This window comes from Nocardia sp. NPDC050378 (assembly GCF_040655675.1).
Classification (GTDB): Bacteria; Actinomycetota; Actinomycetes; order Mycobacteriales; family Mycobacteriaceae; genus Nocardia; species Nocardia coubleae.
In genome coordinates this window covers 235,014-250,516 of the sequence record NZ_JBFAKI010000004.1, presented here as the reverse complement: position 1 = coordinate 250,516, position 15,503 = coordinate 235,014, and the positions used below count along the sequence as shown (strand labels likewise).

Annotated in this window: 17 protein-coding genes and 1 other RNA gene; 11 read left to right on the top strand and 7 right to left on the bottom strand. The window is 67.7% G+C overall.

The features are described 5' to 3' along the window. Window positions 1-8 precede the first annotated feature (8 nt). The 4 genes from AB0I35_RS11350 to AB0I35_RS11335 form a co-directional block, all read right to left on the bottom strand. Window positions 9-158 carry a hypothetical protein gene (locus AB0I35_RS11350; protein WP_157102088.1) on the bottom strand — a complete coding sequence of 50 codons (150 nt, stop codon included), beginning with the start codon at window positions 156-158 and terminating at the stop codon, window positions 9-11. Next, complete coding sequence (locus AB0I35_RS11345; RefSeq protein ID WP_225278974.1) at window positions 145-1,002, bottom strand: mechanosensitive ion channel family protein; 858 nt, start codon at window positions 1,000-1,002, stop codon at window positions 145-147. The genes AB0I35_RS11350 and AB0I35_RS11345 overlap by 14 nt, the downstream gene beginning before the upstream one ends. A gap of 128 nt (window positions 1,003-1,130) precedes the next feature. Beyond that, window positions 1,131-2,249: a peptide chain release factor 2 gene (gene prfB / locus AB0I35_RS11340; RefSeq protein ID WP_067491755.1), complete on the bottom strand. Its 1,119-nt coding sequence runs from the start codon at window positions 2,247-2,249 to the stop codon at window positions 1,131-1,133. Window positions 2,250-2,303: 54 nt separating this feature from the next. Further along, on the bottom strand, window positions 2,304-3,161 hold the full coding sequence (locus AB0I35_RS11335; RefSeq protein WP_357395688.1) for a helix-turn-helix transcriptional regulator: 858 nt from the start codon (window positions 3,159-3,161) through the stop codon (window positions 2,304-2,306). Between the two features lie 144 nt (window positions 3,162-3,305). On the opposite strand from AB0I35_RS11335, the gene AB0I35_RS11330 reads away from it, so the two are divergent. The 8 genes from AB0I35_RS11330 (at window position 3,306) to AB0I35_RS11295 (ending at window position 10,680) form a co-directional block, all read left to right on the top strand. After that, window positions 3,306-3,890 carry an NAD(P)H-dependent oxidoreductase gene (locus tag AB0I35_RS11330; protein ID WP_357395687.1) on the top strand — a complete coding sequence of 195 codons (585 nt, stop codon included), beginning with the start codon at window positions 3,306-3,308 and terminating at the stop codon, window positions 3,888-3,890. A gap of 400 nt (window positions 3,891-4,290) precedes the next feature. After that, complete coding sequence (hisN, locus tag AB0I35_RS11325; protein WP_357395685.1) at window positions 4,291-5,076, top strand: histidinol-phosphatase; 786 nt, start codon at window positions 4,291-4,293, stop codon at window positions 5,074-5,076. A gap of 97 nt (window positions 5,077-5,173) precedes the next feature. Next, window positions 5,174-7,165, top strand: coding sequence for a DNA helicase RecQ (gene recQ / locus AB0I35_RS11320; RefSeq protein ID WP_357395684.1), 1,992 nt, complete (start codon window positions 5,174-5,176; stop codon window positions 7,163-7,165). A 50-nt stretch (window positions 7,166-7,215) separates the two neighbouring features. Beyond that, window positions 7,216-7,446, top strand: a complete 231-nt coding sequence (locus AB0I35_RS11315; protein WP_357395683.1) for a hypothetical protein — start codon at window positions 7,216-7,218, stop codon at window positions 7,444-7,446. Window positions 7,447-7,616: 170 nt separating this feature from the next. Then, the gene (locus AB0I35_RS11310; RefSeq protein WP_357395682.1) at window positions 7,617-8,234 is read left to right on the top strand and encodes a YdcF family protein; all 618 of its coding nucleotides are present in this window, start codon (window positions 7,617-7,619) and stop codon (window positions 8,232-8,234) included. Window positions 8,235-8,359: 125 nt separating this feature from the next. Further along, window positions 8,360-9,298 carry an acyl-ACP desaturase gene (locus AB0I35_RS11305; RefSeq protein WP_356986595.1) on the top strand — a complete coding sequence of 313 codons (939 nt, stop codon included), beginning with the start codon at window positions 8,360-8,362 and terminating at the stop codon, window positions 9,296-9,298. Window positions 9,299-9,346: 48 nt separating this feature from the next. Then, complete coding sequence (gene smpB, locus AB0I35_RS11300; RefSeq protein WP_357395681.1) at window positions 9,347-9,820, top strand: SsrA-binding protein SmpB; 474 nt, start codon at window positions 9,347-9,349, stop codon at window positions 9,818-9,820. Next, the gene (locus AB0I35_RS11295; protein ID WP_357395680.1) at window positions 9,817-10,680 is read left to right on the top strand and encodes an EamA family transporter; all 864 of its coding nucleotides are present in this window, start codon (window positions 9,817-9,819) and stop codon (window positions 10,678-10,680) included. The genes smpB and AB0I35_RS11295 overlap by 4 nt, the downstream gene beginning before the upstream one ends. A 3-nt stretch (window positions 10,681-10,683) precedes the next feature. On the opposite strand, the gene AB0I35_RS11290 is transcribed toward AB0I35_RS11295, so the two are convergent. After that, window positions 10,684-11,982, bottom strand: coding sequence for an ABC transporter substrate-binding protein (locus tag AB0I35_RS11290; protein WP_357395679.1), 1,299 nt, complete (start codon window positions 11,980-11,982; stop codon window positions 10,684-10,686). Between the two features lie 211 nt (window positions 11,983-12,193). Here AB0I35_RS11290 and ssrA point away from each other — a divergent pair. Then, window positions 12,194-12,565: a transfer-messenger RNA gene (ssrA, locus tag AB0I35_RS11285) on the top strand. A 45-nt stretch (window positions 12,566-12,610) separates the two neighbouring features. On the opposite strand, the gene AB0I35_RS11280 is transcribed toward ssrA, so the two are convergent. Continuing rightward, window positions 12,611-12,796, bottom strand: coding sequence for a DUF5302 domain-containing protein (locus tag AB0I35_RS11280; RefSeq protein WP_067491771.1), 186 nt, complete (start codon window positions 12,794-12,796; stop codon window positions 12,611-12,613). A gap of 86 nt (window positions 12,797-12,882) precedes the next feature. Here AB0I35_RS11280 and AB0I35_RS11275 point away from each other — a divergent pair, with 86 nt between their 5' ends. Further along, window positions 12,883-13,764, top strand: coding sequence for a hypothetical protein (locus tag AB0I35_RS11275; RefSeq protein ID WP_357395678.1), 882 nt, complete (start codon window positions 12,883-12,885; stop codon window positions 13,762-13,764). Here AB0I35_RS11275 and AB0I35_RS11270 read toward each other — a convergent pair. Continuing rightward, complete coding sequence (locus tag AB0I35_RS11270) at window positions 13,742-14,566, bottom strand: DUF1266 domain-containing protein (protein ID WP_357395677.1); 825 nt, start codon at window positions 14,564-14,566, stop codon at window positions 13,742-13,744. The two genes, AB0I35_RS11275 and AB0I35_RS11270, sit on opposite strands and share 23 nt — an antisense overlap. A 139-nt stretch (window positions 14,567-14,705) precedes the next feature. Here AB0I35_RS11270 and AB0I35_RS11265 point away from each other — a divergent pair, with 139 nt between their 5' ends. Beyond that, complete coding sequence (locus tag AB0I35_RS11265) at window positions 14,706-15,392, top strand: helix-turn-helix domain-containing protein (RefSeq protein ID WP_357395676.1); 687 nt, start codon at window positions 14,706-14,708, stop codon at window positions 15,390-15,392. The last annotated feature ends 111 nt before the right edge of the window (window positions 15,393-15,503 follow it).

Here is a 15,503-nt window from a genome sequence, read left to right as displayed (position 1 = left end):
GCGGGGCGCTACTGGGTGGGATTCACCCAGGACGGGACGGAATTGATCAGGGTCACCGGCTCGGTGGTCGTGCCGTCGGCCGGCTTCACGAACAGGTAGACGACGAAGGTCGACACCCAGGTGGCGATCAAGATCGCCGTGGACTTACGCGGTTTCACTGATTCCTTCCTTACGCAGGGCGGCGGCCACACGCACGCGCAGCTCACGCCCCACCTCGAATTGTTTGCCTGGCAATGTGCGGGCAACCATCCGAATGTTCATCTCGTCGAGCGAGAGATCCTCCACGCCCATCACCGAAGGCTCGTCGAGGAGCAGCGGTTTCAGGCGGGCGTCCTGGTAGGCCTTGGTGCACACCTCGTGCAGCACCTCGTTGATCTTGTTGATGTCGGCTTGGGCCGACACCGGCACGTCGATCGCGGCGCGTGCCCAGTCCTTGGACAGGTTGGTCACCTTCACGATCTGGCCGTTGGGGATGGTGATCACCTCGCCGTCGGCATTGCGCAACGTGGTGATGCGCAGGGTCACGTCCTCGACGGTGCCCTCGGCCGGGTCGGCCGAGCCGGTGACCGCGATCTGCACCACGTCACCGAACCCGTATTGGCGTTCGGTGATGAGGAAGAACCCGGCGAGGATGTCCTGCACGATGCGCTGGGCACCGAAACCGAGCGCCGCACCGAGCACCGCCGCGGGCGCGACCAGCCCGGTCACCGAAAAGCCAAGTCGCCGAAGCACTTCCATGCCGACCAGCACATACACGATGGTCAGCACCACCCAGGTGATGACCTGGGCGAGCGCGTGCCGGTGCTTGGCCGCCTCGGTACGGACCAGGGCGTCGCTCGAGTGGAACGAGGCATCGATCTTGGTGGTCACCCGGTCGCGCACGAACGCCGCGAACCGGCCGAACAGCATCGCCCCGACGACTAGTAGGACGATCTCCAGGCCGCTGGAACGCAGCCAGGCGGTGATCTCCGTACCGCCGTTCATCGCGAGCACAGCGTTCATCGCGTCGCCCCGTGGGGCGCGCGCAGGCACAGTTCCGGTCCGTTCGAACACACACCAGAAAGGTTACAGGCCGGTCACGGCGCGTCGTCAAACGTGAACAACGACACCATCGGCGAGCGAATCGCTGGCTATGCGTCGGCCTGTTCGCGCATGCGCCAACGGATTCCGGACTCGATGAACCCGTCGATGTCACCGTCGAGCACCGCCGAGGGGTTGTTGACCTCGTAGTTGGTGCGCAGATCCTTGACCATCTGGTACGGATGCAGCACGTAGGAGCGCATCTGGTTGCCCCACGAGGCGCCCTCGTTGGTCTTGAGCGCGTCCATCTGGGCCCGCTCCTCCTGGCGCTTGCGCTCGAGCAGCTTGGCCTGCAGCACGCGCATGGCCGAGATCTTGTTCTGCAGCTGCGACTTCTCGTTCTGGCAGGTCACCACGATGCCGGTGGGGATGTGGGTCAGGCGAACCGCCGAGTCGGTGGTGTTGACGCTCTGTCCACCGGGGCCCGAGGAGCGGTACACGTCCACTCGGATGTCGCCGTCGGGGATCTCGATGTGGTCGGTGGTCTCCACCACGGGCAGCACCTCGACCTCGGCGAAGGAGGTCTGGCGGCGGCCCTGGTTGTCGAACGGGCTGATCCGCACGAGGCGGTGCGTGCCCATCTCGACCGACAACGTGCCGTAGGCATACGGCGACTTCACCGCGAAGGTGGCGCTCTTGATGCCCGCTTCCTCGGCGTAGGAGGTGTCGTAGACCTCCACGCTGTACTTGTGCCGCTCCGCCCAGCGGATGTACATGCGCATCAGCATCATCGCCCAGTCGGCGGCGTCGACACCACCGGCACCGGAGCGGATGTTGACCAGCGCGTCACGCTTGTCGTACTCGCCCGAGAGCAGGGTGCGCACTTCCATCGCCTCGATGTCCTCGCGCAGCGACGCCCGTTCGGCGTCGGCGTCGGCGAGGGCCTCGGTGGCGGCGGCGCCCTCTTCGGCCTCGGCGAGTTCGTAGAGCACCGGCATGTCCTCGAGCCGCTGGCGCAGGTCTTCCACCCGGCGCAGTTCGCTCTGGGCATGCGACAGCTCGCTGGTCACCTGCTGGGCGTGCTCCTGGTTGTTCCAGAGTTCGGGATCGGCGGCCTGGTGCTCGAGTTCATCGATGCGGCGGCGCAGCTCCTCGACATCGAGGACCGACTCGACCGTCTTGAGCGTGGTGTCGAGTTCGGCGAGGTCGGCGATAACGTCAGGATGCACGATGTCCAAGGTTACCGGTCGGCACCGACACGGCGAAACACGCGTACCGCCACGTCAGCCCGCGACGGCACGGAGACCACCCGGGCGGCGGCCGACGAGGTCGTCGAGGGCGGCGGCGCTGGCCGCGTCGGCGGGCAGCAGAACGTAGAGCTGCTGATCGTCGTCGATGGACAGATCTAGCGATTCGTAGGCCAGCCGCAGCTCACCGGTCTCGGGGTGGCTGATGCGGTTGATCCCGCCCGAGGGCGGCAGGCCGGGCAAGCGCGCGAGCCGGTCGGTGAAGGCGGAGCCCGCGGTGACGGTGAGTTCGTCCACCAGCGCGGCGACCATCGGGTCGGCGCGGAACGGGCCCTGTTTCAGCGACGCGACCAGCTTGTCGGCCGCCTGGTCCCAATCCGGGTAGAGCTCGCGCGCGCCGGGATGGGTGAAGACGAAACGCGCGATATTGGCGGGTTCGCCCTGGTCGAACAGGCCGCTGGGGCCCATCAGCCTGCGGTAGCCCTCCGTGCAGGCGAGCACTTCGGTGAACCGATTGGTGATCGCGGCGGGCGCGGGTTCGAGCTGGTCGAGGATCGCGCGGACAGTGGGGCGCACCGTGCGATTGGGGCCGTTCTCGGCCGCTCCGCAGCTGAAACCGGACATGCCCTTGGTGAGCTGGTGCAGATGCACCCGTTCGCGCGGGGTCAACCGCAGCGTCTCGGCCAGCGCCGACAGCACCGGCGGCGAGGGATGCCGGTCGCGTCCCTGCTCGAGCCGGATCAGGTACTCCACGCTCACACCCGACAGCATCGCCACCTCGGCGCGACGCAGACCGGGTGTCCGCCTGCGCGCGCCGGTCGGCAGACCGACCTGCGCGGGGGAGACCGACTCGCGCTTGGTGCGCAGGAACAGACCGAGTTCGTTGTCGCTCACCGCACCGACGGTACCGAGCCTCGCGCCGCTGAGAGTGGCCGTGCCACTACCACTCTCAGCGTGGTCTCCCTGCCAGGTCGCCGAGCGACGACATTGGGTTGCACCGGCCGATCGGGTCGGCAACGACGATTCGAGGAGCACACCGTGTCCGCATTGAAACTCGCGATCATCATCGGCAGCGTCCGCGACGGGCGGTTCGGCCCCGTGGTCGCCGACTGGTTCGCGGCGCAGGTCGACGATCGGTTCGATGTCGATGTGATCGATCTGGCCGAGTTCGATCTTCCGGCCGAACTGCCTGCGGTTCCGCCTGCGATGGACCCTGATCCCGCGCGGCCTTCCGGGATGGTGGCGTTGTCCGATCGGCTTGCTGCTGCCGATGCTTATGTTGTTCTGACGCCCGAGTACAACCGGAGTTATCCGTCGGCGTTGAAGACCGCTATCGACTGGCACTTCACTCAGTGGGATCGCAAGACGATCGGGTTTGTCGGGTACAGCGGGGGGACCGGTGGTGTGCTCGCCATCGAACATCTGCGTCAGGTTTTCAACGAACTCAATGCACATACTGTTCGGGATTATGTGTCGTTCCCTCGTTATTACCTGTTGTTCGACGAGGGTGGTCGGCTGCGTGAGCCCGAGGGGTTCGAGGCTGCGGCTAAAGCGATGCTCGATCAACTGTTCTGGTGGGCGACGGCGTTGGCGGGTGCTCGATCTGTCGCGGTTTCTGCTTGATCTGCGTGGGGCGTCGGCTGTCGGGTGATCGGCCGTATGGGGCTACTCGAGTCGGCAACCTGCCGAACTTCCCGCCGTGCGGAACCACTGCGGTGTTTTGTGCACCACGGAGGTATTGGGCTGTGTTTTTGGAGCGCTGGCGCGCTCGAGCGCGGCCCCTGGAGGGCCGCGCGAACAGCGCTTGAGACTCGCACCTGCGGCGCATGCGCTTCGAGCGCTGTTCGCGCGGCCGGGCCGCTGCGCCGCTTCGCGGCGGACTCTCCTCGAGGTCGGGTCGTGCGGGGCTGGGAATGCTGTCATGGCGTACTCGAGTGGTGGCACGTGGGCTGGAATGTGGTTGGTGGCGGGTTGGGGGAATCCCATTCGAGTCGCGGTTGTGGGCTCGCCATAAACTCCCCTCGTGGCTGCCTACTCCGCTGACCTGGACCTTGCTCTCCGATTGGCCGACGAGGCCGACGCCATCTCCAAAGAGCGCTTCGGTGCCGTAGACCTGAAGGTCGACTCGAAACCGGATCTCACACCCGTCTCGGATGCCGACCTCGCGGTGGAACAGGTGATCCGCCGGGTGCTGAGTACCGAACGCCCCGACGATGCGGTTCTCGGTGAGGAGTTCGGCGGGGATGCCGAGTTCACCGGCAGGCAGTGGGTGGTCGACCCGATCGACGGGACGAAGAACTTCGTTCGTGGTGTTCCCGTGTGGGCCAGCCTGATCGCCCTGCTCGAGGACGGTGTCCCGGTGGTCGGTGTGGTCAGCGCACCCGCACTCGGTCGCCGCTGGTGGGCGGCGGCGGGGTCGGGGGCGTGGGCTCAGGTTCATCCGGGTGCTCCGAAACCCATCACGGTGTCGGCGGTGGGCGAGGTGGATTCGGCGAGCTTGGCGTTCTCCTCACTGTCGGGCTGGCACGAACGCGGGCTGCGGGAGAAGTTCATCGACCTCACCGACGAGGTGTGGCGAGTCCGGGGGTACGGCGACTTCTTCAACTATTGCCTGGTGGCCGAGGGGGCTGTGGATATCGCTGCCGAACCGGAGGTCTCGCTGTGGGACCTGGCGGCACTCGACATCCTGGTTCGCGAGGCGGGTGGCACGTTCACCTCCCTGGACGGGCGCCCGGGCCCGCACGGCGGCGACGCGGTGGCGACCAATGGCCCCCTGCACTCCGAGGTCCTTGCCCGTCTGCGGGCGTGAGAGGCGAGTTATCCACATGTGAGCAGATCCCGGTCACGGCTGTGATCGGGGTCGGCGGAGGGGCTGCGGTCCCGGCGCTCGCTCGTAGGATGGCCCGGTGAGCAATTCCGGCGCCACAGCCCCCGACGACTTCCCTCCGGAAGACTTCCCGCCCGACGACCCCTACTCGTCGGGCGGCGGTTACGTCTCCGAACACGATTTCGACGACACCGGCGGCTTCCACTTCGACGACCTCGCCCCCGCCACCCCGGGCCGGGCGGCGGCCCCCGCACGCGGTGAGACGGCAGACGAGGTCTTACGCCGGGTCTTCGGCTACGACAGTTTCCGTGGCGACCAGGCCGCGATCGTCGAGCAGGTCATCGGCGGCGGTGACGCACTCGTCCTGATGCCGACCGGCGGCGGCAAATCCCTGTGTTACCAGGTGCCCTCGCTGGTCCGCCCGGGTGTCGGTGTCGTCGTCTCACCGCTGATCGCGCTCATGCAGGACCAGGTCGACGCGCTGAGTGCCCTCGGGGTGCGGGCCGGGTTCCTCAACTCCACCCAGTCGCCCGATCAGCGCCGCACGGTGGAGGCGCAGTTCGTGACGGGCGAACTGGACCTGCTGTATCTGGCGCCGGAACGCCTGCGCCTGGAATCCACGCTGCGGCTGCTCGATCGCGGCACGGTCGCCCTGTTCGCCATCGACGAGGCGCACTGCGTGTCGCAGTGGGGCCACGATTTCCGGCCGGACTATCTCGCGCTGTCGCTGCTGCACGAACGCTGGCCCGATGTGCCACGCATCGCGCTCACCGCAACCGCCACCGCGAAAACCGCCGCCGAGATCGTGGAGCGACTCGATCTGGGTGAGGCGAAGCAGTTCGTCGCCAGCTTCGACCGGCCCAATATCCAGTACCGGATCGAGGGCAAGAACCGCCCCGACCGGCAGCTGCTCGAGTTCATCCGCACCGAGCATCCCGGCGACGCGGGCATCGTCTACTGCCTCTCGCGCAATTCGGTGGAGAAGACCGCCGCCATGCTCAACGAGAACGGTGTGCGGGCGGTGCCGTACCACGCGGGTCTGGACAACCGGGTGCGCGCGCAGAACCAGGCTCGGTTCCTGCGCGAGGACGGGCTGGTGGTGGTGGCGACCATCGCCTTCGGCATGGGCATCGACAAACCCGACGTGCGGTTCGTCGCACACCTCGACCTGCCGAAGTCGGTGGAGGGCTACTACCAGGAGACAGGCCGCGCGGGCCGCGACGGTCTGCCGTCGACGGCGTGGATGGTCTACGGGCTGGCCGACGTGGTGCAGCAGCGCAAGATGATCGACTCGAGCGAAGGCGACGCCGCCCACCGCAGGCAACTGCAACTACACCTGGACGCCATGCTCGCCCTGTGCGAGACGGTCAATTGCCGACGCGCGCAACTGCTGAACTATTTCGGTCAACAGCCCACCGGACAGGGCTGCGGCAACTGCGATGTGTGCCTGAACCCACCCGAAACCTGGGACGGCACCGTCCCCGCGCAGAAACTGCTCTCCACGGTGCTGCGGCTCAAACGCGAACGCGGACAAGCTTTCGGCGCCGGTCACCTCGTCGACATCCTGCTCGGCAAGACCAACCCGAAGATCACCCAGCACCGCCACAACGAGCTCACCGTGTTCGGTATCGGCACCGACCTGCGCGACACCGAGTGGCGCGGGGTCGTCCGTCAGCTGCTGGCCGGCGGATTCCTCGCGGTACAGGGCGAATACGGTGTGCTCGCCCTCACCGACGCGGGCAACGAGGTGCTCTTCGAGGGCCGCAAGGTGGCGTTGCGTCGCGAACCCGAACGCCCCACCCGGCCCGCACGCGCACCCAAGGCGGCCAAGGCCGCGGCCGACCTGCCCGCCGCCGATGTGCCACTGTTCGAACGTCTCCGGGCTTGGCGGGCGGCCACCGCCAAGGAACAGGGCGTGCCCGCCTACGTGGTGTTCCACGACGCGACCCTGCGCGAGATCGCGGCCCGCAAACCCGGCGACCTCGCCGCCCTCGGCACCGTCGCCGGGGTCGGCGAGAACAAACTGGCCAGGTACGGGGACGGGGTGCTGGCCACGCTGGCGGGCGACTAGCGGGAAGGGAACTCGCGACGGATCAGGGGGTGCCGCGTTAGTGTCGATTCATGGCCAATGGTGAAGGCTCCGAGTCGGAGACGTCGGGTGGGTCGAGCTCGGGTGGCGCGGATGCCCTCGCGCCGATGCCGCATCGGCATATCGACCCGGCGGTCGCACCCTCCTTGCTCGGCGGCCACCGCCCGGTGCACCAGGGCAGGCCCCGCTGGTCGACGGTGGCGCTCGTCCTCGTCTTCGCCTCCGCGCTCGCCCTCTATCTGCTGTTGCGTCCGGGCGGCTGACCCGGTGGCGACCGTAATGTTTGTGATGGCGCGGACCAGCACCGCCCACCACACCCTTGTGAATTCCGGTAGCCGCACGTCATAGCCCTTCCTGCGCGGCCTTCCACGGCGCACCGTTGGCCTCCTCGACCGATCGAACGGTGATCGGTCCGCGCAAGGAGGCGACGGCCATGGTCTGGACCAAGTGGGCGATCCGAGGGGTGTGCACGGCCCTCACCGCAACCGGATTCGTCTGTGCCGCAGCACAATCGGTGTCGGCGGAACCGTCGGTGGTCACTGTGATCCAGGATCTGCGCCGCATCGTCGCGCCCGCCGTGCCGGGTACGTACGACGGCGACACAGCGGTGGTCATCCTCGGCTACGGACTCACCCCGGAGGGCACCATGCGCGAAGAACTGCTGCGCCGGTTGCGGACCGGCTACGTGCAGGCGGTGTTCGCGCCGTGGTCGCCGATCATCGTCACCGGCGGCAACCCGCAGGCGGGTCGCAGCGAGGCCGACGCCATGGCGAGCTGGCTCGAGGACGCCGGTATCGACCCCGCCCGCATCCTGCGCGAGCCACACGCCGACTCCACCATCGGCAACGCCGACTACACCGCCGCCCTGATGAGCGAGCACAACCTGACCTCGGCCGTCCTCGTCACCTCCGCTGACCACGTCGCCCGGGCGCGAGCCGCCTTCGACGCGGCCGGGGTCACCGTGGTCGGTGAACTGACACCCGACACCGCCCCCTGGCCCCACCTACCGCTGAGTATCGACCAGTTCGGTCCCATGCTGCCCGCGGACTAGCCGACGGTGCGGGCGACTGTGATCGCGCACAGTATTCCGCGACTGTGCCGACGCCCGCTACGACCTGCGCCGATCGTAGGGGCACGGACTCCGAGTCCGCTCCCGCAACTTCGAGGTGACACCAGATGCAGCTCCACCTGTCCGATCGCGACATCCTCGCCGAGCTCGAATCGACGGCCGAGGACAACCTCAACGACCACCTGGCCAAGGCCAAGGACTGGAACCCGCACGACTACGTGCCGTGGGACGAGGGTCGCAACTTCGCCGCCATGGGTGGAATCGATTGGGAACCGGGGCAATCCAGACTCAGCGAAGTGGCGCGGGCGGCCATGATCACCAATCTGCTCACCGAGGACAACCTGCCCTCCTACCACCGTGAACTGGCCGACACCTTCGGCCTCGACAATGCCTGGGGCACCTGGGTCGGGCGCTGGACGGCCGAGGAGAACCGGCACGGCATCGTCATGCGCGACTACCTCGTCGTGACCCGCGCGGTCGACCCGGTCGCCCTGGAACAGGCACGGATGGCGCACATGACCGCCGGTATCGCCAAGCCGGAGAAGGGTTCCCAGTTCCTGCGCGGCGTCGCCTACGTCACCTTCCAGGAACTGGCGACCCGCATCAGCCACCGCAATACCGGCACCCTGTGCGGCGATCCGATCGCCGACCGGATGCTCGCGCGTATCGCCGCCGACGAGAACCTGCACATGATCTTCTACCGCAAACTGTGCGGCGCCGCCCTCGACCTCACTCCCGACGCCGCTATGGCCGCGATCACCGATGTCATCCTGCGTTTCCAGATGCCCGGCCTGAACCAGCCCAACTTCCGCCGCAATGCGGTCCTGCTCGCCAAGCACGGCGTCTACGACCTGCGCCAGCACCTCGACACCGTGCTGAAGCCGGTCCTGCGCACCTGGCGGATCTTCGAACGCTCCGACTTCGGCCCCGAGGGCGAACGCGCCCGCGACGAACTGCACGCCTACCTCACCGATCTCGAGGTCAAGGCTGCCCGCTTCGAGGAGCAACGCGACCGCGCACTGGCCAGGGCCGCCGCCCGCGCCTGATCCGGCCATGGAATAAACCGCTGGCGCCGTCACTTACAGTTGACCGTTATGAAGGAGAAAGGCCGGAAGGTCATCGCGACCAACCGCAAGGCCCGGCACAACTACACGATCCTCGACACCTACGAGGCGGGGATCGCGCTGGTCGGCACCGAGGTGAAGAGCCTGCGTGAGGGCAAGGCCTCGCTCGTCGACGCCTTCGCGACGGTCGACAACGGCGAAGTGTGGCTGCGTGGCCTGCACATTCCCGAGTTCAGCCACGGCACTTGGACCAACCACGCGCCCCGGCGCACCCGCAAGCTGCTGCTGCACAAGCGTGAGATCGAGCACCTGGTCGGCAAGTCCCGCGAGGGCAACCAGACGCTGGTGCCGCTGTCGATGTACTTCTCCGACGGCAAGGTGAAGGTGGAGCTGGCCCTGGCCAAGGGTAAGCAGGACTACGACAAGCGCCAGGATCTGGCTCGCCGCCAGGCCGAGCGTGAGGTCACCCGCGAGATCGGTCGGCGGGTCAAAGGCATGCGTTGATCTCCGTCGTCCTCGCCCTGATCGCGGCGGCGGGTTACGGAGTCAGCGACTTCTTCGGCGGCATCGCGGCCCGCAGAGTCACCGCTCTGCGGGTCGTCGTCGTCTCGTATCCGTGGTCGGTGCTGCTGGTCCTGCTGATCGCACCGCTGGTCGGCGGGCATCCCGACACCGCGTCGATGCTGTGGGGGCTGGCCGCCGGCGTGGCGAGCGGGCTCGCGGTGTGGTGGTTCTACGCCGCGCTCGCCGACGGGCCGATGGCGGTGGTTTCCCCGGTCACGGCGGTATTGGTGGCCGGTATTCCGGTGATCGCGGGCTTCTTCCTCGGTGAGCGCCCGGGCCCGGCCGCGATCGCCGGTATCGCGCTCGCGCTCGTCGCGGTGGTGCTGGTGAGCCGTGAGGCACCGGACGAGACCACCGAGGAGATCATCGGCGGACGACAACTGCGATTCTCCCGTCGCGTCGCCCTGCTGACCGTCGGTTCCGGCGCCGCGTTCGGATTCGCCTTCTTCTTCCTGCACGAAACCGACCCGGCCGCCGGGCTGTGGCCGCTGCTCGGCCAGCGCGGCGCCGCGACGGCGGTGGTGTGGATCTGCGCTCTGGCCGCCGGTCAGTTCGCCGGTCTGCACGGTGAACCGCTGCGGTTGGCGTTGTGGATCGGCGTGCTCGACGTGATCGCCAACGCCGCCCTGCTCTACGCCTTCCACGGGGCGATGCTGTCGGTGGTCAGTGTGATCGGTTCGCTGTACCCGGCGGCGACCGTGCTGCTGGCGATGGTGCTGCTCGGCGAACGAATCAGCCGCACCCAGAAATTCGGCCTGGTACTCGCGCTCGCCGCGGTCGCGATGATCGCCGCGAGCTGAGACCTACAACCGGGTGCAGGGTTCGTGCAGTCCGAGCCTGGTCAGCGTCGAACCCTGGTAGCCGACCGCGATCGCCCGCGCACCCATCGGCGCGCTGTCGTCGGGCTGGAACACCACGGTCCACTCCTTGCTCAGGTCGGGCGCGTCCGCACCCACCGGATGGATGGCGACGATGCCTTCCCCGTCGGGTTTCAGCCCCTCCGCGGCCCTCCGCAACCCCTCCCGGGTGAGCTCGCCCCGCTCCGCCGCCTCTGTGAGCAGTGCCTTCAGCGGGTAGGAGATGGCCCAGCCCAGCGAATAACCGAAGTTGGACGGTTCGTGATCGGTTGCCTCACGTGCCTTCTGCGCGCCGACGCTGTCGCCCGCCCAGCTGTCGACGGGAGTCAGGTAGTTGTAGCGGGCGGCGAGCGCCGGAGCGGCGGCGGTCTGGTGCAGTGCGGCGTTCCAGGTGGGCAGCGAACCGAGGAACCGGCCGGTGAACCCGGCGCGCACCAGCTTGCCCACGATTTCGGCCGTTTCGGCGGGCCCGGTGGCCAGCATCACCAGATCGGGGTTGGCCGCGAGCACCTCCTGCACCGGTCCGTCCTGGTTGCCCACCTCGCCGTTTGGTCCGGTGTCGATGCGGTCGGCGATGGTGGCGCCGTTCGCGAGCGCCCATTTCAGCGCGCCGCTGGCGTAGTCGCCGCCGTAATTGCCCCGATACGACACCACCGCGATATTCGTCGGCGCGTAGTGGTTCTCGGCGAACCAGTCCAGCCCCATCACCGCTTCGGTGCAGTAGGAGTAGCCCGCGCTCAGCACCAGATTGCGGTCGGCGCTGCGATAGTTCCAGCCCGACCATTGGGTGGCCGCGGTGCTCACCATGTCGTCGGCGTCCATCTGGTTGAGCATCGCGATGGTCTGCGACGTGCCGAAACTCATTGCCAGGGCGAGCACATGCGGCTCGATCTCGGCGTAGCCGGAACGGTGCCTGCCCGGGTCGAGGGAGGTGTTGCGGATGTGTGTGGTGATGTCGATGTCGTAGCCGCCGATGCCGCCCGCCTCGTTGACCTCTTTCCAGAACGCCAACTGCCCCTCGTTCATCGACGAACCGAGCGCCGAGAACGGGCCGTCGGCCAGGTCCGAGAGCACCCCGAGATAGAGGCAGCCGCGATCGGGATGCGTGGAACCAGGGCAGGGTTGACTGCTCACTCCAGGGGCGTGTTCCGAGTCACCGGCCGAACACGCCGCGGCGAGCACCAGTCCGGCAACAGCCGGAATCACCGCGACCCGGCGCAGCCCACGCCGACGGGGGAATGCCATCAATCAACTCCTTGGTCCAGCCGCCCAGGCGATCTCGCTTCTCCCGGTTCGACCGATCGAGAACGATACTCGCCCCCACCGACTGTGCCGGACCAATTGGCCGGTTCGCTACCCGGTCACCACGACGCCACCCGGCGCTGGCAGAAATAAGGGGAAGAAACCGGAAAGCGTGGGTGTTAATATGACTAGCCCGCAAGGTGCGGGCACGTACGGGGCTGAACGGTTTCGACTGCGTACGTTGATTCAGGGGAAGCGTGTCGGTGCAGGCAAGAGACCACCGTAAGCGTCGTTGCAACCAATTAAGCGCCGATTCCAATCAGCGCGACTACGCTCTCGCTGCCTAAGTAGCGAAGCGTGTCTGTCAGTCCGGGTTCGTCCCTCGACCCGGGTACTGGCATCAGCTAGAGGGAATCACCGTCCAGGTCGGTCGCGGATCTGGGCGGGACATCGAACAGCGACTGGGATCGTCATCCGAGCTTGTTCGCGAGACGCGGAGATCCGAGTAGAGACATAGCGAACTGCACACGGAGAAGCCCTGAAGACGCGGCGGAGGACCCGGGTTCGATTCCCGGCAGCTCCACTGAAGAGCCCCTCACCTGACACGCAGGTGAGGGGCTTTTTCGTGGGATCAGCCGCCCGCGCGACGGCGGAACGTGCGCTTTCCACCCGCAGCCGCGGACGTACCGCGCAGCTTGGCTTCGTTCTGGGCGGCGCCGGCCACGGAGGCGTTGCCGTTCTTGCGTTCCAAAGCTTCGCGGAACTTGCGTTTGGTCGCCTCGGTGGGTGACTCGGTCGGGTTTTCGTCTTCGGACATGGGGATAAGCCTGCCATCTGTGTGAGGGCTTCGTTACCAGCTCGGTACGATCCAGCCAGGCGGGGTCGGGCAGGAGGGACGCGGGCGTGATCGAGGTATGGGGTGCGCGGGTCGCGGTGCGGTACGCGGACGGGCGCTTGGTGACGACACCGCTGCGGGCCGACAACGAGATCGCCCTCGACGTCGGTGTGGCCGAACTCGCGCGGATCGCCCTGGCGACCACCGAGGACGGGCAGATGGCGTTGCTGCTGTTCTTCCGGTCGGCCGATTTCGTGGTCGGTGGTGAAGCGACGCAACGGCATCCGGTTCCGGTGTTCCTGGAGACGGGGCTACGTGAGCAGGCCCAGGTGCTGGTTCGCGCGGTCGAACGCGATCTCGTCGGTCTGCGCCGGGTGTTCCCGCCACGTCCGAGTCTTGTTCCGCCGCGCCCACTTCTCGGCCCGAACGGCCCGCGACGACCCGATGTCGGCGCGGCGGCGGCCCGCATGCGGCACGCGGGCAACTGCGCCCGCGAGATCGATACCCTGCACGCCGCCGCCCGCCCTGACGAGTACGTCCTCGAGCTGGCGCAGGCTGGGCACGAGGGCGCGCCGGGCCTGCTCGTGATCACGACCCTGCGGTTGCTGTTCGTTTCCGCGTGGGCGATGTACGAGTTCCCGGTGTCGGTACTCACCGGCGCCTCGGTGCGTTCGGGTGCGGAAAACATGGTGACCCTGCGGATTTCGGGTGCGGGCACCGATCTGGACTTCCACGACTGGACCGCGACCGACTTCGAGCGGATGGCCGAGGCGATCCGCCTGGCCTGCGAGATCGAGCACGTCGACGGATCGATCGCGCCGTCGCTGCCGTCTTCGGCCGACCTGTTCGGCGAGTGGCAACTGCTGGTGGAGCGGCGCAAACTCGGGATGGTCGCCGACGAACCGTTTCGTCGTCAGGCCGTCGGCATCATGCTGACCATGCCGGGCTGAACACCGGCGCCCCCGCGTGCAACGCCACCCGCCGCCAGGGACTCGACGGACGCAGGTGCAGACCCGCGATCATCCGGCGCCGTTCCGCCACTTGGCTTTTCGCGGCCGAGAGATCCTGGGTGGCGGCCCAGAAGATGGCTCCGGTGAGGAAGCCGTCGCCGAACTGACGCCAGTTGCGATAGTGCTGACGCGCACGGTCGAGCCCGGTGAGCATGTGCTCGAAGGCCTCGTTCTCGGTGAGATACCCGGCGGTGCAGGAGGCCCGGGCGATGAACACCAGTCGCGCCAGATCCCAGGCGGTGGCGTCGTTCTGCAGCGGTGCGGGCAGGTTGTCGGTGATGCCGAGTTTGATGGCCTGCAACCAGGCGTCGTAGTCCCGGTCGATACCGGCCGGACCCCGGTAGCCGCGGAAACCCGAGAGGGTGTGCAGGAATTCGCGGTGCTCGTCGGCCAGCCCCGACCGGTCGACCCGCCCGGTGTCGGTGGCCGCGGCGACGGCGAGCGGATGGACGAGCTCGAACAGGGGCGCGTGCATGCCCGCCAATAGCCGGCGGATGGTGTCGCGCGCGTCCTCGGCGTGGTCGACGCCCCACGATTCGTGCAGACCCTCGATCGCGGTCTCGCGACGCGTGGCTGAACTGCCGGGCTCCTCCGGCAGGAAGGCGACACTGTCGCAGTAGGCGCCCCAGCTTCGTCCGTAGTAGGCGCCGACGGCCAGCGCGCGAATCCGGTCGTCGTCGAGCGCCGCGCCCGACCACACGTCGGGCTCGGGGTCGATATCCGCGCCGGGAAACCCCGCCACGCGCGGTCGCCCGTGCACTGAGCCTGCCGATTGCATCCAGCCACCCCTCCGCCGAGCCGAACGTTGTGTTGCCAGATCTTACGGACGGACTGCCTTCGGTGGAACCGAGTGTGTCGGTGGGCGGTACTACCGTCGGGGGATGGGCTACCGGGAACGTCGGTCACGGGTCGATCGCGCGGTGGTCTGGCAACGCGCCGGCGGCGGCGCGGGCCAGGTCAGCGTGTTTCCCGACGGCTGCATGGACTTGATCTGGACCGAGGGCACCTTGATGGTGGCGGGCCCGGACACTCGTGCCGCGCGGGTGCGTGCCGGTGCCGCCGATTTCGTCGGTGTCCGGTTCGCCCCGGGTGCCGCACCGGCTGTGCTCGGAGTGCCCGCCGTCGAGCTGCTCGACCAGCGCGTCGAACTCGACACGATCGTGTCCGCCGCCACCGCCCGCGCACTGCTCGATCAGGTCGACAACTCGCCCGACCGCGTTGTGGCTCTCGAATCCGTCGCCGTCGAACTCGCGGCCGCCGCGCCGTCACCGGAGCCGATCCTCACCGGCATCGTCGACGCCTTGGCCGCGGGCGAATCGGTCGCCCACACCGCTGCCCGCGCGGGTTTGTCGGCACGCATGCTGCACCGCCGCTCACTCGCGGCATTCGGATACGGCCCCAAGATGTTGGCGAGGATTCTTCGATTTCAACGCGCACTGGAAACCATCCGCACGGGTACTCCGGCCGCCGAGGCAGCGGTCCTGCACGGCTACGCCGACCAGGCACATCTGTCCCGGGAGGTCCGTGACCTGGGCGGATGCACGGTGCGAAGCCTGCAACCCGGCTGAGGGTGCCCGGAAAGTCTCATTCGGCTCAGCTGCGATACGAAGTTATGCTCACTGTGCACGCCCCGTCGCATGTGCCAGGCCCAGTCCGAACCACGACGAGAGGATGTGACC